The sequence below is a fragment of the Giesbergeria sinuosa genome (assembly GCF_042652905.1).
In the GTDB taxonomy this organism is placed as follows: Bacteria; Pseudomonadota; Gammaproteobacteria; order Burkholderiales; family Burkholderiaceae_C; genus Simplicispira; species Simplicispira sinuosa.
The window spans coordinates 186,180-207,459 of record NZ_JBHSHJ010000004.1 but is presented as its reverse complement, the minus strand read 5'-3'; the positions used below and the strand labels follow the sequence as shown (position 1 = coordinate 207,459).

Below are 21,280 nucleotides of genomic sequence, written 5' to 3'. Positions count from 1 at the left end.
CCTTGTCACGAGAATGAAGAAAATGGGCCTGCGATGATAACCAAACAGAAACGGCGCCTTCCCTGTGGGGAAAACGCCGTCCACGGTACAGTGGCTACGTTCAGGCGCGTTTGTCAATGACTTGATCGACCAAACCGTAATCCTTGGCTTCAGAGGCCGAGAGGAAATAGTCGCGCTCAGTGTCGCGTTCAATCTTTTCCAGCGGCTGGCCGGTGCGTTCGGCCAAGATCTTATTCAACTGCTCGCGGGTCTTGAGGATTTCGCGGGCATGAATCTCAATCTCGGTGGCCTGACCTTGCATGCCGCCCAAGGGCTGGTGGATCATGACCTTGGAATTGGGCAGCGCAAAACGCTTGCCTTTGGCTCCAGCGGCCAACAAGAATGCGCCCATGCTAGCCGCCATGCCTGTGCACAGGGTGGAAACATCGGGCTTGATGAAGTTCATGGTATCAAAAATCGCCATGCCAGCACTGACCGAGCCACCGGGCGAGTTGATGTAAAACGAAATATCCTTATCGGGATTTTCGCTTTCCAGGAACAACAGCTGGGCCACCACCAAGTTGGCCGACTGGTCATTGACGGGGCCAACCAGAAAGATTACCCGCTCTTTGAGCAGACGTGAATAAATGTCGTAAGACCGTTCACCACGGCCCGACTGCTCGATGACCATCGGGATCATGCCCAGGCCTTGTGTTTCCAGTGCGCTCATGTTTTTCTCCTGTCAGGCGGGTACTGTACCCAGAAACAAATTGGGGCTTGTGCGCACCAGCACAAGCCCCCAGGATGCCAAAGAGCTTGGGCGAAACGAAAATTCACCCCAGCATGATGGAATCGTGGATTAGCTCTGGCCCATCAATTCGTCAAAGGCTACCGCTTTTTCAGTCACTTGGGCCTGACCCAGCACGAAATCAGACACATTGTTCTCAACCACTACCGCTTCTACTTGGGCCAGACGTTGGCGGTCGCCAAAGTACCAACGCACCACTTCTTCGGGCTTTTCGTAGCTGGCAGCCAACTCGTCAATATGGGCCTTGAGTTGTTCTGGCTTGGCATGGAGATCGTTGGCACGCACCAACTCGGCCACCACCAGACCCAGACGCACACGGCGCTCTGCTTGGGGCAGGAACACGTCGGCAGGAATCTCTACCTTGTCGGCGTCTTTGATACCACGTTGCTTGAGGTCAGCCACGGCACCTTCACGCAGGCGCTCGACTTCGGCATCAACGCTGGCCTTGGGCAGATCCAGTTCAGCTTTGGACAGCAGGGCATCCATCACGGCTTGCTTGTTGCGTGCCAGCAAACGGAACTTGACTTCACGCTCCAGGTTGCTCTTGATGTCTGTGCGCAGACCATCGATGCTGCCATCTGCAATGCCCAACGACTTGGCCATGGCTTCGTTGACTTCAGGCAAATGGGCGGCTTCGATCTTCTTCACGGTGACCAAGAAGTCGGCTGTCTTGCCAGCCACATCTTTGCCGTGGTAGTCCTCAGGGAAGGCCAGCGGGAAGGTCTTGCTTTCGCCAGCCTTCATGCCACGCACAGCGTCTTCAAACTCTTTCAGCATTTGGCCTTCACCAACCAAAAACTGGAAGTCTTCTGCTTTGCCACCTTGGAACGGTTCGCCATCGATTTTGCCTTCAAAGTCAACCGTTACACGGTCGCTGTCTTCGGCGGCAGCGTCTTGTGGGCGTTGGGCAAAGGTACGGCGTTGTTTGCGCAGGATGTCGATGGTTTTGTCGATAGCACCGTCATCGACTTCAGCGGTGAGCTTTTCTACCGTGACTTCGCTCAGGTTGCCGATTTTGACCTCGGGGAACACTTCAAACACGGCATCGAAAGTCAGTTCGCCTTCGGGGGCACCTTCTTTTTCGGTGATGCGGGGTTGACCAGCCACGCGCAGGTTGGCTTCGTTGGCGGCAGCGGCAAACGCCTCACCCACCTTGTCGTTGAGCACTTCGTATTGCACTGAATAGCCGTAGCGTTGGGCCACCACGCTCAGTGGCACCTTGCCAGGACGAAAGCCGTCCATCTTGACAGTGCGGGCCAGACGCTTGAGGCGAGATTGCACTTCGGTCTCGATGGCAGTGGTAGGCAAACTCAGGGTGATCTTGCGTTCGAGTTTTTCGAGGGTTTCAACGGTAACAGCCATGGCGATTCCTATTTTTTTGGGGGGATTCAACCTGCCTGTGACGCCATAGCGCGCGCCGGAAGGGGGCAAGGTTTTACAAAAAAGAGTGGTGCGCGGGGGGGGACTCGAACCCCCACACCATTGCTGGCGTCAGGACCTAAACCTGGTGCGTCTACCAATTTCGCCACCCGCGCACTTCTACAAACAGGGTGGCAAAGCTCAATTTGCCACCTGTATGAAATTGGTTAGTTTGTCATTTTAACCTGTTGGCAAAGGGTTTCAGACATCTGGCAGCAAAGGATCTGGTTGGCGCACCCGAAAACAGGCTGCATACAAGGCCGGTAAGCCCAGTAAGGTCAAGACCGTAGCCACGATCAATCCCCCCATGATTGCTATGGCCATCGGCCCCCAAAACACACTGCGCGACAGTGGAATCATGGCCAGCACGGCCGCCGCTGCGGTGAGCACAATGGGACGCAAGCGGCGCACGGCAGCCTCGACAATGGCATCCCAAGCGGGCACACCACGCGCCCGGTCTTTCTCGATCTGATCGATGAGGATGACGGAATTTCGCTGAATCATGCCCATCAAGGCAATCACACCGAGCAAGGCGACAAAACCAAAGGGGCGATCCAACAACAGCAGTGCCGCCGCGACACCCGCAATTCCCAATGGCCCGGTCATAAACACCAGCAACGCCCGACTAAAGCTGTGCAATTGCAACATGAGCAGGGTGAATGTGATGAAGAGCATGACCGGCACACCCGCTGCAATCGATGCCGAACCCTTGGCACTTTCTTCTACGGCACCGGCCACCTCAATGCGGTAGGCATTCTGGCCTGCCGCGTGCCAACGCGCCTCTATTTGGCGCAAGGCGGGCGATAAAGCCTCTGTGACGGTAGCCCCTTGTACGCCCTGCACCACATCGCCCTGCACCGTAATCGCATAGTCACGGTTCTCGCGCCACATCACCCCTGGCTCCCAGGCAAATACAGGCTTGGCAATTTGCATCAACGGAATGGACTGGCCTGATGCTGTGGGCAGATAGGCATTGGCAATGTCGGTGAGAAAGCGGCGTTCTTCTTCGGGCTGGCGCAACACCATATCGATCAGTTTGTCGCCTTCGCGGAACTGACCAATCTGCACGCCCGACTGCATCACCCTAGAGGCCTGGGCAATGGCCTGACTGCTCACACCCAAGGTGCGGGCTTTGTCTTGATCGACCTCCAAACGCATGACCTTGATGGACTCATTCCAGTTGTCGTTGACCCCATGCATCTGTGGTGACGTGCGCAGCACTTCTTTGACCTCGTCTGCTCTGGCACGCAACACCAGTGGATCGGGCCCCACTACACGAAACTGCACTGGATACGGCACTGGTGGCCCATTGGGCAAGAGCTTGACGCGCCCCCGTACTTCTGGAAATTCGCGGGCCAAAACGGCAGGCAGTTGATCCAACAAAACAGCACGGGTAGCCAAGTCCTGGGACATCACGATGAACTGCGACACATTGGTTTGTGGCAATACTTGGTCTAAGGGCAAATAGAACCGGGGTACGCCCGAGCCGATCCAGGTAGTCACGCTGGTAACACCGGCCTCGGTACGCAGTCGGGCCTCTATGCGGCGCGTGACTTCCTCGTTGCCCGCAAAGGAGGTGCCCTCGGGAAACCATGCGTCCACCAAAATTTCTGGGCGATTGGAATCAGGGAAAAACTGCTGCTGAACCCGGCCCATGCCTGCCAGCCCCAAAACAAAAATCAGGATAGTGGCGCCAATGGTGAGCCAGCGGTGCCTGACACACCAATGCACCAAACGACGGAATGCGATGTAGAACGGGGTGTCAAACACTTCATGGGGGTCGGCATGCATGCCTTCGGGTGTCCCTGGTGCAGCGGGCAACCGTTGGACATGCGGGGGTGGTTTGAGGATCAGGGTGCCCAGGTAAGGGACGAAATAGACCGACACCACCCATGACAACACCAAGGCAATCACCGTAACGGCAAAAATGGCAAAGGTGTATTCGCCCGTGACCGATTTGGCGATGCCGATAGGTAGAAAACCTGCGGCTGTGATGAGGGTGCCAGTGAGCATAGGCATGGCGGTGGCCTCGTAGGCAAAAGTGGCGGCGCGCACTTTGTCGTAGCCCTCTTCAAGCTTGAGCACCATCATTTCTACGGCAATGATGGCATCGTCCACCAGCAAACCCAATGCGATGATGAGCGACCCCAACGAGATTTTGTGCAGCCCGATGTTCCAGTACCACATCGCCAGAAAAGTGATGGACAGCACCAACGGGATGGTGATGCCTACCACCAAGCCCGGCCGAGGATCTAGCGTCCAGCGCCGCCACCACGGCTGGCTGCCTGGGCGACGGTGCAGACCTAAGCTGATGAAGCTGACCAGCAACACGATCACCACGGCCTCCATCAGCACTTTGACAAACTCATTGACTGAGTGGGCTACCGCTTGGGGCTGATCTTGCACATTGACCAACCGAACACCCGCAGGAAGCTGCTTGCCAATCACGTCAATGGTGTGGTGCAAGGCTTTGCCTAAGGCGATGATGTCGCCCCCCTTGGCCATAGAGACGCCCAGCGCAATCACTTCTTGGCCTTCGTGACGCACCTTGACGTTGGGCGGATCGACATAGCCGCGCCTTACTTCGGCAATATCACCCAAACGCAACTGGCGCCCAGAAGCCCCCCGAATAGGCATGGCCTGCAAGTCTTCAACCGCATTGAACTGCCCGGCCACACGCACTTGCACTTGGTCGGTGGGTGTTTGTACTGCCCCCGCACTTTCGACCGCATTTTGCTGCCCCAATTGGGTCAGCACGGCATTCATGTCCAGTCCCAATTGGGACAGGCGCCTTTGCGAAATTTCGATAAAGAGCTTTTCATCCTGCACGCCAAAGAGTTCAACTTTGGCGACATCAGGTACGCGCAACAATTGCTGGCGGGCTTCATCGGCAAAAACCTTGAGTTCAGCCGGGGTGAAGCCGTCGGCTTGCAACGCATAAATCACACCATACACATCACCAAACTCGTCATTGAAAAACGGCCCCTGGATACCCTGTGGCAGGGTGTGGCGCATGTCCGTGATTTTTTTGCGCACGGTGTACCAGACATTAGCCACCTCACTGGCCCGAGAGGAGTCTTTGATCTGGAAAATGATTTGGGACTCGCCCGGCTTGGAATAGCTGCGAATCTTGTCGGCATAAGGGGCTTCTTGCAGGGTGCGCTCTAGCTTGTCCGTCACCTGCTCGGCCACCTGTTGTGCGGTGGCACCGGGCCACAAGGTGCGTACCACCATGACCCGAAAGGTGAACGGTGGATCTTCATCCTGACCGAGCTGGAAATAAGCAGCAAAGCCGAGCAACATCAACACGATCATCAAATAACGTGTCAGTGCCGGATGGTCTAGCGCCCACTGGGACAGATTAAAGCCCTCGGGCTTGGTCTTGAAGGTCATGGCCGCTTCAATGCTGAGAAGAAACAAGAGCCGCTGGGCTGGCAGGAACCGTATCACCGGGGCCGGTCTGGGCCTTGCTGGCTGTACCAGCCACCGCCTTAGGCTGATACACCACCACCTTCTGTCCCGGCGACAGCACATGCACGCCAGTGGACACCACCTGCATACCCACGCTCAATCCAGACGCTACCACTGCGGCATTGCCATCGGCAGTGGCTATTTGCACAGGCTGCAAGCGCACAGTGCCGGTAGCCGCATCGTAGACCCATACCGCAGTACCATGACCTTGCTGCAGCAAGGCAGTGGTCGGCACGGTGATGGCCGACACCCCTGCACGGCTCAGGGACTGGGGCACCACGTAGACGGTGGCCCCCAACGGCGGCACCTCCATGCCCTCTAGCCCTACCTTGACTGCATAGGTGCGGGTCACAGGATCGGCACTGGCGGCCACTTCGCGAACACGCCCAGACAGCGGAGCGACACCCTGCGCCCAAGGCCGTACCTGCACGGCCTGTCCATTGCGCAGCATGGCTACCTTGTCTTCTGGCACGGCAAAAACAACATCGCGAGGCCCATCGTGGGCCAAACGCACCACAGGCGTCCCTGCCGTGACCACTTGGCCAGGCTCGGCCTCAATGCCAGTAATGATTCCGGCTACATCGGCCAACAAGCGTGTATAGCGGGTTTGGTTGCCTTGTACAGAGGCCTGGGCCTGGGCCTGGGCTAACGTGGCCTGGGCTGCCTTGAGGGTGGCTTCGCGCCGCTGCAACTCGGCACCACTGATAAAACTTTGCTCTTGCAGACGGGCATAGCGTTGGTAATCGGCAGCAGCCAAGTCCTGTTGCGTCTGTGCTGCCGTAACTTGGGCTTGTGCGGCCTGTGCAGCCCACTGGTAGTCCTGCGGATCGAGCTGCGCCAACACCTGACCGGCCTGCACCCGCTGCCCCAGCTCTACTGGGCGTTGCACGATCTTGCCCGCCACCCGAAAGCCCAAGCGCGACTCGACACGGGCACGCACCTCACCCGCATATTCATGCTGGGCCTGCAAACTCTGGGGGCCCACCGTGAGGAGCTTGACTGCACGCAAAGGCTCGGGAGCAGGCTCAGGCCGTGAACAGGCGGCTAAACACAACGTGGCAGCACAGACCCAAAAAAGCCCCTTGCGGGACGATGGTGCGATCAAGAAAGGCATGAAGAATCCAGAGTAGCGGGCAGTTACTGACTGACTGGTTAGTAATCTAGGGGATAGTAGCCCTGCTTGTCAAGCGACAATCCAGCCTGTGACTCAATCCCCATCCATAACCCACTACGAAAATTTTCCGGTGGCCTCGCTGCTGTGCCCGCCCGCACTGCGCCCACCTATTGCAGCCATCTATGCCTTTGCACGCACTGCAGATGACATCGCCGATGAAGGCGATGCCCCTGCATCGGATAGGCTGGCCGACTTAACGGCCTACCGCATGGAACTGCATGCCACGGCGGCTGGTGCCGCCCCCCATGCCCGTTGGGCAGGGGTGTTCAAACCGCTGGCCGCTGTATTGCGCAGCCACCAACTGCCGGTGGTGTTGTTAGATGAATTGCTGAGTGCCTTCATTCAGGATGTGCAAAAAACAGCCGCTGCCGCAGGCTATGCCCATCGCCCAGAACTGCTGGATTACTGCCGCCGCTCGGCCAACCCGGTCGGACGGCTGCTGTTGCACCTGTATGGTGTGCATGACGCCCTTGCCTTACAACAAAGCGATGCCATCTGCACAGCACTACAGCTGATCAATTTTTGGCAAGACCTGAGTGTGGATATTCCACGGGGCCGGTTTTACCTGCCCGAGGCCGACTGCACCCGCCACGGTGTGCAACAAAGCGACCTACTGGCCCAACAACTCACCCCCGCCAGCGTGGCCTTGGTCATGGATTGTGCGCAATGGGCACGCAGCGAAATGTTGCGTGGTGCGCCGTTGGTACACCAACTGCCGGGGCGCATTGGCTGGGAACTGCGGTTGGTGGTGCAAGGAGGCCTGCGCATCTTAGACAAGGTAGACCGTTTGCACGGGGCCAGCCTGCAAAAACGCCCCCGCATACGCGCCTGGGATGCGCCGCTGATGCTGGCGCGGGCGCTGGCGATGTAGAAACTAGACCGCTTAGCCCAGCGCCAAAATAACGGGCTTGCCATCACGGCCCGTGAAGATCAGATTGCCGCCTTCATCCAAATTGAAGGCGCCCGCACTGAAATCTTGGCGCAAACGGGCCACCAGCTTGCACAGGGCAATCTCTACAGTGCCTTCTGTACCTACGGTAACTTCTAGGCGCGCAAGGCGGGCTTTTTCCAATTCTTTCTCTAGGGCTTCACGCTCTTTGAGCGATTTTCCCCAGGTTTGCACGGCCTGTTGCCAAGAAGCACGGGCACGCTCCAACAGCCCCTTGGGGTCTGCCGTTTTGAGCTGTTTGACCAATTGCTCCAAACGGGTTTCTTGGGCTTTTTCCTCCTCAATACGCTTGAGCAGGGCCGCATACTCTGCATCAAGGGCTGGGTTGACCCCCAAAGTCACTTTGGTTGTGCCCCCTTTGTCCGAGCCCAGTGTGGCCACGCGAATCGCCATCATGGCCGAAGCCGTTCCACCCACCAAGCGTCCCGTTTTGCGCGATCCGGTGCCAATGGTGATTTGGTTGATGGCGTGCAATTCGCACTCCAAGGCCATGTCTTTCAGGGCAATCACGGTACCGGCACGAATCTCTACCCCCTCGGCAAACCGGGCAGTGACAGAGCCTTCGGCCTGGATTTTGGAGCGTCCAATAATGCCCCCGGCAATGCGCACATCTCCACCCGCCTGCAAAATGCCGGAGTCCACCATGCCATCGACCACGATGTCGCCAGTGGCATGCACTGTCATGCCCTGCACCACTTCGCCAGTGACATGCACACTGCCATCAAAGTGGATGTTGCCCGTAGCCATGTTGACTTCTTTGAAGCGCAGTACCGGCTCTACATTCACCCCCGCGTCGACACGCACAGGCAAGCCCCCTACCGCAGCCACCAATACAAAGGGGTCGTCTGCAGAGACTTCGGCCCCTTGAAGCCCAGCAGCAAAGGAGCGATCCCGGCCCGGCTGGGCCTTGACCACGGCACCCTTGACACTTTGTCCATCGGTGCCGGTGGTGGCTGGCACGCGCCGCATCAAAAGATCGCCGGGCTGCACCGCCACGATCTCGCCACGTTCGCGGTAATCGATCAAGCCGTTCTCATCCACCTTAGGCTCACGGTCTACGGTGTGGGGCGTCAAATCTTCAAACAAGGCATCGTTGCCATCGACTGCATCTTGCCCGCGGGCCACAATGACATTGGTACAACTGCCACGCTGGCAGGCGTCTTGTACGGCAATTTGGTCAATGCCAAAGGTAACGCCCACCTTGGTGAGCGCACGCAAAGCATCTTCTGTGTTGGCTGCCTTACCGCCGATGGGCGGAATGATGGTCAGGGTGGCATTCATGCCATCCGAGGCAATGTGAACCTGGTACTCGGCATCGTAGCGGCGTGCAAGCTCGATACCAAACGGTTCTTTCTGCACATTGCACATCTCGGCAGCACTCTGGACTGCCTCTTGATTGATCGAACAATTGCCATAACCCGCCTGCTCCAACAAGTGGTGCAGGGTGTTGCCATCTATTGGCTCACGATCTGGTGCGGGCAAAGCCACCAGCAGGATCTGGTTATCAGCTTCCTCAAAGGAAAGACCTGGAATTTGAAGAACGGACATGGATTTCCCCACTGAATCAGCACAAGGCCCAAGATAATCGGCCATCATCAACGTCAAGAACGGCAATGCCCGCCCGCTCCGTGCAACACGGTAGCAGCACTGGCCCTGCCCCACAATGCCTGCAATACATCAACGCCCCAGCAGCGCCACGGGTGCCCGCGCAGCAGCGTACTGCATTGGCGCAGTAGCTTGGCCGGCAGCAGGCTCCAAGGTAAAGGAGGCCGCCAGCACTGCCAATTGGCGTGCCTGCTCCTGCAAGGCACTGGAGGCTGCCGAAGTTTGTTCAACCAAGGCCGCATTTTGCTGCGTAACACCATCGAGCTGGGCCACCGCCTGATTGATTTGGGTCAGCCCCGAAGACTGTTGCACACTGGCCGAGGCAATTTCGCCCACGATGTCGGATACCCGCTGAATGCCTGAGACAATTTCTTGCATGGTCGCACCCGCTTGTGACACTTGGTTGCTGCCCAGTCCGACCTTGTCTACCGAGTCAGTGATCAGCACACGGACTTCTTTGGCGGCTTGGGCACTGCGCCCCGCCAAATTGCGCACTTCGCTGGCCACTACGGCAAAACCACGCCCTTGCTCCCCTGCCCTTGCAGCCTCTACGGCTGCATTGAGCGCCAAAATATTGGTTTGAAAGGCAATGCCATCAATCACCCCGATGATGTCGGCAATCTTGCGCGAAGACGTATTGATGGCCTCCATCGTGTTGACCACTTGGGCCACGACCGTACCGCCGCGCTGTGCCACCCCAGTGGCGGCAGAGGCCAGTTGATTGGCTTGGCTGGCATTGTCGGCATTGTGCTGCACCGTGCCGGAGAGCTGCTCTGTGGCAGAGGCTGTTTGTTGAAGCGAGCTGGCCTGGGATTCGGTGCGTTCAGACAAATCATGGGTACCAGTGGCCACCTCAGAGGCTGCGCCCGCAATAGCATCGGCCCCCCGGCGCACTTGGCTGACAATTTGGTGCAAATTGCTGCGCATGATTTCCATCTGGCCCAACAGGGTACCAATTTCATCATGGCCTGCGTGGGGTACTGGACGCGACAGATCGTTGCCCGCAATCTCATGGGCTGTCTCAATGGCCATGCCAAAGCCCGAACGCAAACGCGACAGCAGCGTCAGTGCCAAGAAGGTGGCAGGGATGCCGCCGAGCAGGGTGGTCAAACCAAAGACCCACAGGCCGGTTTCGTAACGTTGTTGCGCTTCTTGGTAGGCCTGGTGGGCACGGCCCATTTGGTAATCACGAAACTGCGACATCGACTTCATGACAGCCTCGCCCTCGGTGCGGCTGGCTACCAAAAACCGCTCCAGCACCTCGGCACTGAAGTTGCCTACACGAATGGCCTCTGTGGCCTCATCGAGCTTGACTCGCCAAGCAGCCCGGATCGGTTTGGTAGCGTCATATACCTTGCGCTCCTCAGGGTCCACGATCCCATCTTCCATTGCCTTGTTGATGGTATTGGCTTTGGCACGGGTTTCGGCAATGGCCTCCAAATGGTTGCTGGTAGGGTGGTTGTGTACGGCAGCCAACGGATTCTCAGGGGCGTGCTGAAACGCCAGCAGCACCTGTAGCCGGTTGCTCACGGTGGCGCTCATGGACTCCTCGGCCATCATTGCCCGCTGCATGGCTTGATCATGGACAATGCGCAGACTGTCACGCGCAGCCACCAACCCAGAAAAACTGACTCCCACCACAGCGGTAAAGGATATCCAGTACGCAAAAAGAATAACGATAAAACGCTGGGTGATACGCAGGTTATTGAACATGGGGAACAAGCGAAAGAAGTGGCACCAACAGGCCAAGGTGGCGGCGATGATAGCGCCCGAGAGCCACTGCCGAAGCGGTCATGCATCATGGGACAATCCCGCACCATGAATCCGGAACAGTACGTCCAGCAAAAAGCCGCCGCCTCGGGCAGCAGCTTCTATTACGCCTTCCTGTTCCTGCCCCCACCACGGCGGGCGGCCATTACTGCGTTTTATGCCTTCTGCAGGGAGGTTGACGATGTGGTCGATGAGGTCTCTGACCCCAGTGTGGCCCGCAACAAATTGGTATGGTGGCAGGCAGAGGTGCATCGGGCCTTCCAAGGCCAGCCCAGCCATCCGGTGATGCAGGCCTTGATGCCACACGCCGCCAGCTACCACATGGAACAGCGCCATTTGCAGGCTGTGATTGATGGCTGCCTGATGGACTTAGACCAAACCCGCTATCTGGACTATGCCGGCCTGCAACGCTATTGCCATTTGGTAGCGGGCATCGTGGGCGAGGTAGCGGCACAAATCTTCGGCCAGACCGACCCGGCCACCACGCAATATGCCCACCGCCTAGGCCAAGCCTTGCAACTGACCAACATCTTGCGTGATGTGGGTGAAGATGCGTTGCGCGGGCGTATTTACCTGCCCGTGAACGATTTGCAGCAGTTTGATGTGAAAGCCCACGAAATCATCAAACGCGAATATTCTGACCGCTTCACGGCGCTGATGCGTTTTGAGGCCGAACGGGCGCACCGGCTGTACGACGAGGCGCTGGCCTTGCTGCCCACAGCCGACCGACGCGCACAAAAGCCCGGGTTGATGATGGCCAGCATCTACCGCACCCTGCTGCGTGAGATTGAGGATGAAAACTTCCAAGTGCTGCACCAGCGCATCAGCCTGACACCACTGCGCAAATTCTGGCTGGCCTGGAAAGTCCAAGCCTTGGGGCGCCTGTGAAAAAAGTGGCCATTATCGGCGCGGGCTGGGCGGGCATGGCGGCTGCGATAGCCGTGGTGCAGGGCGGGCACCGTGCCACTGTGTTTGAGGCAGCACGCGTTATTGGAGGCAGGGCGCGGGCCATTTTGTGCCACAGTGACAACCAAGACACCCCCCTGGTGCTAGACAATGGGCAGCACATCTTGATTGGAGCCTACACCGAATCCCTGCGGCTGATGCGCCAAGTGGGTGTGGATGTGGACGCCGCACTGCTGCGCTTGCCGCTGGCGCTGCGCTTTGCCGACGGCAGTGGGTTGCAATGGTCTCGGCTCCCACCGCCTTGGGATGCTTTGCTGGCTATTGCCAGCGCCCGAGGCTGGCAACGCAGCGAGCGACTGGCCTTGCTACGCACGGCACTGAAGTGGCGGCTGCGGCGTTTTCGCTGCGATGCCCATGTCACGGTGGCCGAGTTGTGTTCTGCCCTGCCCCAACGCCTGCTGGATGAGTTCATTGACCCACTGTGTGTGGCCGCACTCAATACCCCCGCCATGCAGGCCAGTGGTCAAGTTTTTTTACGGGTGCTGCATGACAGCGTGTTCAGTGGTCAGGGGGGCTCCAATTTATTACTCCCCCGCGTCAATCTGGGTGAGGTGTTTCCGGAGGCGGCCGCCCGTTGGTTGCGGGGTCAAGGCTCGATTGTGCGCACTGGAGTGCGGGCACGCACCCTCAACGCCATGCCACAAAGTGGCCGCTGGCTGATCAATGGCACCCCCTTCGATGCCGTGGTGCTGGCCTGCTCCAGCAGTGAAGCAGCACGGCTGGTATCGCATTGTGTGCAAACGGCCCCCCCCGCGATGGTGGTGCCTCTGTGCGACTGGACCGCAGCAGCGCAAGCACTACAGTTCCAAGCCATTGCCACCGTCTACGCCCAAGCCCCCGTGCCCGAGTCTGGCCCTGGGCCGGTGTTGCAACGCCCCATGATGACCCTGCGCAGCCACCTGCATGGGCCAGCACAATTTGTGTTTGACCGAGGCCAACTGGGCGGCCCTGCCGGACTGCTGGCCTTTGTAGCCAGCGCCAGCCAAGGTGACCGCAGCAGCGTGCAAGAGCAGGTGCTGGAGCAAGCCCGCCGCGAACTGGGCTTGGAAGGCTTGGTGCCCATACAAACCGTGATAGAGAAGCGCGCGACTTTTGCCTGCACTCCGGGGTTACAACGGCCTGCACGCAAAATCTCTAATGGTCTGTGGGCCTGCGGCGACTATATTGCTGGCCCTTACCCGGCCACCCTAGAAGGTGCCGTGCGCAGTGGCACCGCAGCGGGCTTGGGCGTACTAGACCAGCCGTCCACCTGAAGGGCGTAGGCACCGTTCAGGGCTGCAAGAGTGCTTGCAACACCATTTTGGCCACAAAGCCCAGAATGCCCAGCCCCAGACCAATGAACATGATCATGGTGCCAAACTTGCCCGCCTTGGACTGCCAAGCCAACTGCCCAATGATGAACAGCATCAACAAAATAAAAGCACCCACACCGTAGGTGAGAAAGAAATCGGCGATCTGCTCTTCAGTAAAGCCAAAAATCATGGCAGCCACCGCTGCAACGCCAACAGGGGAAACGACAACATCAGAAAAACACCTCCAGAAAGCAAGGGCCATATTGTCCTGCGCCCGCCAAAGCAGCAGCACAAACAGGGGTTTGAGTTTGAGCGCCGCCTGATGCTCAGACCAACAAGCTACACAGCTGAGGCAGCCCCGGCACCGTCACAGGCAATGGCTCGTTCGGGCACGACCAAGCCTGCGCTGCCGTATTAACCCACACGGCCTGCATTCCTGCCCGGCGTGCGCCTTGCACATCCAACACGGCATCATCGCCCACATGCAGCACAGCCTCCACTGGCAATTGCAAAGTTTGGGCCGCCAGTTGGAACATACGTACATCCGGCTTGGCCACACCCGCCTGTAAGGCATGAACGCTGCCACAAAAATACTGACCAATACCAATGCGATGCACATCGGCGTTGCCATTGGTGAGTGCCAGCACTGGATAGCGGGCCGCCAAAAACTCCAACGCCGACGCGACACCCTCAAAAAGCTCTACACGTTGGCGCTCGGCAAAAAACACCTCGAACGCCGGTTCGGCCAGCGCCGGATTGTCTCCCGCTTGCTGCAAAGCCACACGGATGGATTCACGGCGCAAGGCGCTCAGATCGTAGGCCAGATCGGGGCGTTCAGTATTCATGCGGTTGCGAACAGCCCGCAAGGCGCCTGGCTCTGCATACAGCGCATGGGTGGCGGGGGCATGATCGGCCAACCAAGCTTGCAGCACCACCTCGGCACGGTCAATTGCGGGCCAAACAGGCCAAAGGGTGTCATCTAAGTCCAGAGTGATGGCTCGGATACGTTCCAAATCAAGGCAAGGTACAGACACAGAAAGACAGGGCACCAAAAGAAAAACCAAAGGACAGACGCAGCACAGAATGGAGCAGTACCACAGCCACAATGCACGCGCCCACGCAAGAAACCCCGATTGTTGCTGCATTTGCCCTGCATCGGGTGCTGAAGCGGGTATTCTGGAACCGTGGCCCCAGGCCCATCTTTTTTGATCCCATTCCCCTACAGGAGAAGCACATGCCCCAAGCACTGACCGCAGCCCAACGCGATGAACTCAAAGCCCTGCTGCAAACCCACCGCAGCGAATTGCTGGCACAAATCGCACAAAAGCGCGAAAACCTCGCCCCCCCTTCTGCCGATGAAGGTGGCATGGTGCAACGCAATGTGGCCCGCGAAGTGGAACAGGCGCTGACCGACATTGAGGCTGCCGACATCCAACGCATTGACCACGCCCTCAAGACCTTGGAGGACGGCAGTTATGGCCTGTGCGGCGAATGTGGCTGCCATATCCCATTTGAGCGCCTCAAGATCGAGCCACAAACACAGCACTGCGTGGCCTGCAAGTCACGCTGGGAACAACAACACCACAAGGCACACTAAAAGCCTACAGGGGTCGGGCGCTGTCTGGCCCCTGCACAGGCTTTGGTGATCTTTCTATTTTGGTTGATGGCGTCCTACCATGTTCAGCTCCATGCTTTTTTCCCCGGCTCTGTGTGCATTGGCTTGTTTGGTGGCGGGTGCTGCTCCTGTCCGGGCACTGGCACAGGCCGCATCAGGTGGCATCACCGTGACCATCACCCCAGAACTGCCCAGCCCCCCCGCCACACCCACACCGCCGCACCTGATCATCTCCACCGATGGCGAGTATGTCCTTGACCTGCGCAGCCGACTGGCATGGCCCCGCTGCGCCGAAGGTATGCGCTGGACGGGCAATACCTGCATCGGGCAACGCATGTTGTTCCAGTATGCCGATGCACTGGAGCTGGCAGCTGCACGCAGCCAATCAGAGGGTGTGCGCTGGCGGCTGCCGCGTGTGGCCGAGTTGCGGCATCTGGTAGAAAAATATGGCAAACCACCCGGTTTGCATCCGGGGCTGTTTCCTAAATCGCCCACCGAACTGCACTGGACATCGACCCCGTCTATTCAGCACAGCACGGGCAACCAGTACGACTACTCCAACATTTCCCAAGGCCGCACAGGCGAGGGCGGCAGCAGACTATCCCCCCTGCTAGGTTGGGCACTAGACACCCGAACCGGCGAGGCCACGAGCGACCTGCCCAAAACCACCCCCCTGGCTCTGCGCTTGGTGCGCTCTCTGGATTGATGCCCATGCCCTTTCATACCGAACCTCCCTACACCCACGGGCAGGCAGCCCGCACAGCCATTTTGCTGTGCAACTTGGGCACACCCGATGCCCCCACCGCATCGGCGCTACGGCGCTACCTGGGGCAGTTTTTGTCCGATCAGCGGGTGGTAGAAATTCCCAAACCGCTGTGGTGGCTGATTCTGCACGGCATCATTTTGCGCACCCGCCCCCGCAAATCAGCCGCCAAATACGCCAGCATTTGGACGCCCGAAGGCTCCCCCCTGGCCGTTTGGACGGCCAAGCAGGCGGCCTTGCTGCACGATGCGCTGGACGATGCTGGACAACAGGTGCTGGTGCGACATGCCATGCGCTATGGCAACCCTTCTATTGCCAGCCAACTCGACAGCCTGAAAGCCGAAGGCGCCACACGCATCCTCATACTGCCGCTATACCCACAATACTCTGGCCCCACCACAGCCAGTGTGTTGGATGCAGTCTATGCTTGGGCCGCGCGCACACGCCACATTCCCGAGCTGCGCTTTGTCAACCACTACCACGACGATGCAGGCTACATCGACGCCTTGGCCACCAGCCTCAAGGCCCACTGGAAACACCACGGCCCCCCCGACAAGTTGGTGATGAGCTTTCATGGCGTGCCTGAGCGCACTTTGCACCTGGGCGACCCCTACCACTGCGAAAGCCATAAAACCGCGCGCCTGCTAGCCGAGCGCATGGGTTTGCACCCAGACGACTATCAAGTCACCTTTCAGTCTCGTTTTGGCAAGGCCAAGTGGTTGCAACCCTATACCGAACCCACTCTGGTACAACTGGCCCAGTCTGGGGTAGGCCGGGTGGATGTGATCTGCCCCGGCTTTAGCAGCGACTGCCTAGAGACGCTGGAAGAGATCAACCAAGAAGCGCGCGAGGCCTTTTTGCACGCGGGGGGCAAAGAGTTCCACTACATTGCCTGCCTCAACGATAGCCCCAGCTGGATTGCGGCCCTGCAACACATTGCACAGCAACACCTGCAGGGCTGGCCCACCCAAGCCCCTGACCGGCTAGCACAGGCCAGCGCCAAGGCCCACGCCTTGGCTGGTGGTGCGCCCAACGGCGTCTGCCAAGCCCCCGATTAACCACTTGTCCCCTCCACCACACCCATCCATGCCTGCTGCCGCCCTTGCCCCCCACCAACTGCGACTGACCATCGATCCGGCCACCCTAGGTTTTGCCAGCACCGCAGAACTGCAAGGGCTGCCAGTACCTTGGATAGGCCAAGAGCGCGCACAAGCGGCAGCCCAATTTGGTCTGGGACTGCTCCAACCCGACTACCATCTGTTTGTGCTGGGGGAAGTGGGCAGCGGGCGCACCTCCCTGTTGCGCCAAGCCATGCAAGCAGTGGCCCAAGAGCGCCCCGTGCCACCCGACGTCTGCTACTTGCACGACTTTGATACGCCCGAGCATCCCCATGCACTGCGTCTGCCTGCAGGCCAGGGCCGCCTGTTGCGCCAAGGCATGGAGCAATGCACCCGCACCTTACAAACCGAGCTACCCAAGCGGCTAGAGGGAGCCGACTTTCGTGCCGAAGCCGAACGCATCGAAAAAACCTACCAAACGCAAGAAAACGCCGCCTTTGCCGCACTGGATGCCTTGGCCGAGACGCTGCACTTTCGCCTCAGCCGCGATAACGGTCACATGGTTTTTACGCTATTGGGCGCCAAAGGCCACCCCCTCACCGAGAACGAGGCCCATGCCCTGCCCCGTGAGCGCCGCACTGAAATAGAGGCGGCTGAACAGCGTTTACGTGCAGAAATTGCCCATTTTCTCGATACCACCCGCCCATTGGAGCGCGCTCGCGACGAGGCACTAGAGCAATTGCGCCGCCAAACAGCGCAGCCCTTGGTAGAGCAGGCCTTGCAAACGGTGCTCCACAGTCTGCAAGTGGCACCAGAGACTCCAGAGACCAACCACACCCGCCTGACACAATGGCTGGCCCAAGTGCAAAAAGAGGTACTGGAGCATCTGGAACTGTTTGTGGGCAGCGAGTCCGCCAACGAGGCTGCTGAAGAAGAGCGCAAGGACGATCTGGAAGACCTGCTGGCGCGTTGCCATGTCAATCTGGTGGTAGACAACGCCGGACTGAACAGCGCCCCAGTGCTGATTGAAGACAACCCGCAGGTGCGCACCCTGTTTGGCAGCATCGAATACCAAGCCCAAGACGACATGCTGCTGGCCGATTTTTCCTGCATCCATGCCGGTAGCTTGCTGCGGGCACATGGCGGCTTCTTAATGCTGCACCTGCGCGACCTGCTAGAGGATGAGGGCTTGTGGGAGCGTCTGCGCCGCTTTTTGCGCTGCAACCGGCTGCAAATTGAGGAGCCAGGCGCACCACACGGCCAGTTGGCTACGGTGGCGCTGCAACCCGAGGCCGTGCAGGTAGACGTCAAAATTGTGCTGATTGGCTCGGTGGAAGAATATTACGCCCTGCAAGAAGGCGACCCCGAAGTGGCCCGGCGCTTTCGTGTCAAGGTCGATTTTGTCGAATCTTTTCGTGCTACGGCACACACCCGGCACAACACTGCCGTTTTTATCGCCCAAACGGTGCGCAAGCGCCAGCTCACCCATTTTTCTGCGGCGGCTGTGGCCCGGCTGCTAGAGCAAAGCCACCGCGAGGCGGACGACCAAACGCGCCAGAGCGCCTTGTTTGCCCAAACCGAGGCACTGGCTATCGAGAGTGCCGCCCAATGCAGCAGCCGCAATGGCACACTGGTGGAAGCCTACGACATCGACGCTGCCCTGCAAGCGCGCATCTTGCGCCACAACTACCCCGAAGAACAGCTGCACGAATCCATCGCCGATGGCGAACGGCTGCTGAGTTTGCGCGGGAGCCACATCGGCCAGATCAATGCCCTGACACAAATTGACTTGGGCGACTACCGCTTTGGCTTTCCGGTGCGCATCACGGCACGGGCCTTTGCGGGGCACGAAGGACTGCTCAACATAGAACGCGAAGTAGAAATGTCTGGCCCCATCCACGACAAAGGGGTGCTGATTCTGCACAGCTACCTGATGGCGCTGTTTGGACACATTGCCCCGCTGGCGCTGAACGCATCGATTGTGTTTGAGCAAGAATACAGCGGCGTTGAGGGCGATTCGGCCTCCTGCGCCGAGCTGTATGCCCTGTTGTCGGCGCTGTCGGGTTTGCCATTGGCACAAGGCATTGCCGTGACTGGTGCCTTGAACCAGCATGGCGAGGTGCTGCCCGTGGGTGGTATCAATGAAAAAATCGAGGGTTGGTATCGCACCTGCGCGGCAGCAGGCTTGGATGGCAGCCAAGGCGTATTGATTCCAGCGCGCAACCGCCACCACCTGATGTTAGAGCCACACATTGTGCAAGCGGTGGCGCAAGGGCAATTTCATATCTACACGGCCAGCCATGTGGGTGATGGCATCGCCCTGCTCACGGGCTGCACCCCCGGCGTGGACGCCACCCGCATGACGGCAGAAACAGGCAGCGTGCTTGCACTGGCCGAACAAACACTGCGCCGCTTTCGCCGCGCCTGTCAGGCTGCGGCACGCACACGGCCATCACGGCGCCCATCATAAACCTGTCCCCCCACAGCCTATCGCCCTTTGCAGGAGGATAAAACAATGACCTCTGCGGCCCCTTCGCCCACGATGATGCTCATCGCCCTGCTGGGCGGCATTGGTTTGTTCCTGTTGGGCATGACCATGCTGACCGATGGCCTCAAATTGGCCGCAGGTCGGGCCTTAGAGCGGATTTTGGCGGCTTGGACACGCACCCGCCTGCACGGACTGATCACGGGCATTTTGCTCACGGCGCTGGTGCAATCGTCCACCGCCATGACGGTAGCTGCCATTGGCTTTGTCAATGCAGGGCTGCTCACGTTTTCTTCAGCACTTTGGGTGGTGTTTGGCTCCAACTTAGGCTCTTCGGTCACGGGCTGGCTGGTGGCTTGGATTGGCTTCAAAATGAAAATTGACGCCTTTGCCCTGCCCTTTATCGGCATTGGCATGGCGCTCAAACTCACCGGATCGGGCACGCGCCGGGCTGGTCTGGGCATGGCGCTAGCGGGGTTTGGTGTGCTGTTTTTGGGTATTGATATGCTCAAAAACGGCTTTGCGGGGCTGGGGCCAGAATCTTTGCCCCAATTGGGCAACGACTGGCACGGCGTGAGCACGGCCATGCTGATTGGGCTGGCGCTGACTATCGTTTTGCAAGCCTCATCAGCCACCCTGACGCTGGTGCTCACTGCCGTGGCCGGGGGCATGATGACGGTGGAAGTGGGCGCGGGCATGGTGATTGGGGCCAATGTGGGCACCACACTGACTGGCATTCTGGCCGCCATTGGTGCCACGGCCAATGCCCGGCGTCTGGCCGCAGCGCATGTGTTTTTCAACGCCGTCACGGCAGTGGTGGCCATGGCGCTGCTATCGCCCTTGCTGGGGCTGATCCATGCCATCAGCGTGGGTGCCGTGGGCAGTGGAGACGCTGTGACACAACTGGTGGTGTTTCACACCGCCTTCAATTTTCTGGGTGTCCTGCTCATGTGGCCACTCTCGCGCTGGCTGGTTCCGTTCCTGCTGGCCAGGTTTGGCAAAAGCAATGAGGATCTGGCCCGTCCACGCTACCTAGACCGCAACGTCACTGCCGTGCCCGTGCTGGCCTTGCAAGCCCTGCGGCGTGAGTTGGCCCGCATGGGCCATTTGGCAGTCCAACTGGGAAGCCACGCCACCCGCCTAAACCCCTTGGCCTTGCCCTGGGCTGCTGCGCCAGCCCACGCCGACCAGCAACTGGCCCGCGAGCTAGAGACCGTGGAGCACCTGCAACGCGCTATTGGTCACTTTGTGGGCGAACTCAGCCGCCAGCCCATGCCCTTGGATGTGTCGAGCCAACTGCCCGAGCTGTTGCGCATTGCCACCCACTTTGATACCTTGGCGCGTGTGATGCACCATGTGGGTCTGCAAGGCTGGCATATGCCCCGGCCCGAACCGGCCACGGCCAGCCCTGGCCCCTCACTGCTGATACTGCCCAACGCGCTACAACAGATACTGACCCCCACCAATACCCCCACCGCTGCAATGCCTGCGGATACGGCCCATGCCAGTGGCGACCACCCGCATACGCCCAGCGGCGATATCGTCGCTTGCGTGGTGCCGGTGTTTCAGGCGGCACTGGATTTTTTTACCGCCGCCGATCCCGAGGGAGAACAGCAAGGCCCAGGCAATGAATGGCTGCTGGCCGAAGCACGCGATAGTTTTGAAGACAGCTATCAGGCCGCCAAAGCCGCTTTGTTGCACGCCGGTGCAGGCGGGGCGGTGGAGGTGAGTGCGGTATACGACTGGCTGGCACGCCTGAGCGACTTGCGCCGTGCAGTAGAGCAAGGCTATAAAGCCGCAGAGCGGCTGGCGCGCTTGTCCGACTTGGCCCCGGTGCCACAAGATACCGATCCCATGCGCAACCCCAACGCCCCCGCATGAAGCCCCAACCGCCATGCACCTGATGATTCCAGCCCCACCACCATT

At 59.2% G+C, this 21,280-nt stretch carries 16 protein-coding genes and 1 tRNA gene; 8 read left to right on the top strand and 9 right to left on the bottom strand.

The genetic code is table 11. From position 1 onward, the window contains the following. Positions 1 to 100: 100 nt before the first annotated feature. The 5 genes from clpP to ACFO6X_RS07520 form a co-directional block, all read right to left on the bottom strand. Entirely contained in the window at positions 101 to 709 is a 609-nt protein-coding gene (gene clpP, locus ACFO6X_RS07540) for an ATP-dependent Clp endopeptidase proteolytic subunit ClpP (protein ID WP_382431628.1), read from the bottom strand. Between the two features lie 129 nt (positions 710 to 838). After that, entirely contained in the window at positions 839 to 2,149 is a 1,311-nt protein-coding gene (gene tig, locus ACFO6X_RS07535) for a trigger factor (RefSeq protein WP_382431626.1), read from the bottom strand. Positions 2,150 to 2,235: 86 nt separating this feature from the next. Continuing rightward, positions 2,236 to 2,322, bottom strand: a tRNA-Leu gene (locus tag ACFO6X_RS07530). A gap of 85 nt (positions 2,323 to 2,407) precedes the next feature. Further along, positions 2,408 to 5,599: an efflux RND transporter permease subunit gene (locus ACFO6X_RS07525; RefSeq protein ID WP_382431624.1), complete on the bottom strand. Its 3,192-nt coding sequence runs from the start codon at positions 5,597 to 5,599 to the stop codon at positions 2,408 to 2,410. Positions 5,600 to 5,606: 7 nt separating this feature from the next. After that, positions 5,607 to 6,791, bottom strand: coding sequence for an efflux RND transporter periplasmic adaptor subunit (locus ACFO6X_RS07520; protein ID WP_382431622.1), 1,185 nt, complete (start codon positions 6,789 to 6,791; stop codon positions 5,607 to 5,609). Positions 6,792 to 6,870: 79 nt separating this feature from the next. Here ACFO6X_RS07520 and hpnC point away from each other — a divergent pair, with 79 nt between their 5' ends. Next, the gene (hpnC, locus tag ACFO6X_RS07515; RefSeq protein ID WP_382431785.1) at positions 6,871 to 7,722 is read left to right on the top strand and encodes a squalene synthase HpnC; all 852 of its coding nucleotides are present in this window, start codon (positions 6,871 to 6,873) and stop codon (positions 7,720 to 7,722) included. A gap of 12 nt (positions 7,723 to 7,734) precedes the next feature. Here hpnC and ACFO6X_RS07510 read toward each other — a convergent pair whose 3' ends face one another. Both ACFO6X_RS07510 and ACFO6X_RS07505 read right to left on the bottom strand, forming a co-directional pair. Beyond that, positions 7,735 to 9,348: a FapA family protein gene (locus ACFO6X_RS07510; RefSeq protein ID WP_382431620.1), complete on the bottom strand. Its 1,614-nt coding sequence runs from the start codon at positions 9,346 to 9,348 to the stop codon at positions 7,735 to 7,737. 129 nt (positions 9,349 to 9,477) lie between these two features. Further along, positions 9,478 to 11,118: a methyl-accepting chemotaxis protein gene (locus tag ACFO6X_RS07505; protein WP_382431618.1), complete on the bottom strand. Its 1,641-nt coding sequence runs from the start codon at positions 11,116 to 11,118 to the stop codon at positions 9,478 to 9,480. Positions 11,119 to 11,223: 105 nt separating this feature from the next. Between ACFO6X_RS07505 and hpnD the strand changes: the two genes are divergently transcribed. Further along, on the top strand, positions 11,224 to 12,063 hold the full coding sequence (hpnD, locus tag ACFO6X_RS07500) for a presqualene diphosphate synthase HpnD (protein WP_382431783.1): 840 nt from the start codon (positions 11,224 to 11,226) through the stop codon (positions 12,061 to 12,063). Further along, a complete protein-coding gene (hpnE, locus tag ACFO6X_RS07495) occupies positions 12,060 to 13,394 on the top strand; it encodes a hydroxysqualene dehydroxylase HpnE (protein ID WP_382431616.1) in 1,335 nt (444 codons plus the stop codon). Before hpnD ends, hpnE begins: the two co-directional genes overlap by 4 nt. Before the next feature lie 16 nt (positions 13,395 to 13,410). On the opposite strand, the gene ACFO6X_RS07490 is transcribed toward hpnE, so the two are convergent. Together ACFO6X_RS07490 and ACFO6X_RS07485 are read right to left on the bottom strand one after the other, a co-directional pair. After that, the gene (locus ACFO6X_RS07490; protein WP_382431781.1) at positions 13,411 to 13,623 is read right to left on the bottom strand and encodes a DUF2788 domain-containing protein; all 213 of its coding nucleotides are present in this window, start codon (positions 13,621 to 13,623) and stop codon (positions 13,411 to 13,413) included. A gap of 136 nt (positions 13,624 to 13,759) precedes the next feature. After that, on the bottom strand, positions 13,760 to 14,446 hold the full coding sequence (locus ACFO6X_RS07485; protein WP_382431614.1) for an HAD-IA family hydrolase: 687 nt from the start codon (positions 14,444 to 14,446) through the stop codon (positions 13,760 to 13,762). Between the two features lie 221 nt (positions 14,447 to 14,667). Here ACFO6X_RS07485 and ACFO6X_RS07480 point away from each other — a divergent pair, with 221 nt between their 5' ends. From ACFO6X_RS07480 to ACFO6X_RS07460, 5 genes are all read left to right on the top strand, one after another. Further along, a complete protein-coding gene (locus ACFO6X_RS07480; RefSeq protein WP_382431612.1) occupies positions 14,668 to 15,030 on the top strand; it encodes a TraR/DksA family transcriptional regulator in 363 nt (120 codons plus the stop codon). 91 nt (positions 15,031 to 15,121) lie between these two features. Continuing rightward, the gene (locus tag ACFO6X_RS07475) at positions 15,122 to 15,754 is read left to right on the top strand and encodes an Lcl C-terminal domain-containing protein (protein ID WP_382431610.1); all 633 of its coding nucleotides are present in this window, start codon (positions 15,122 to 15,124) and stop codon (positions 15,752 to 15,754) included. Next, positions 15,754 to 16,869 carry a ferrochelatase gene (gene hemH / locus ACFO6X_RS07470; protein WP_382431608.1) on the top strand — a complete coding sequence of 372 codons (1,116 nt, stop codon included), beginning with the start codon at positions 15,754 to 15,756 and terminating at the stop codon, positions 16,867 to 16,869. The genes ACFO6X_RS07475 and hemH overlap by 1 nt, the downstream gene beginning before the upstream one ends. 28 nt (positions 16,870 to 16,897) lie before the next feature. Next, a complete protein-coding gene (locus tag ACFO6X_RS07465; protein WP_382431606.1) occupies positions 16,898 to 19,339 on the top strand; it encodes a Lon protease family protein in 2,442 nt (813 codons plus the stop codon). Positions 19,340 to 19,384: 45 nt separating this feature from the next. After that, positions 19,385 to 21,235: a Na/Pi cotransporter family protein gene (locus ACFO6X_RS07460; protein ID WP_382431604.1), complete on the top strand. Its 1,851-nt coding sequence runs from the start codon at positions 19,385 to 19,387 to the stop codon at positions 21,233 to 21,235. Positions 21,236 to 21,280: the final 45 nt, after the last annotated feature.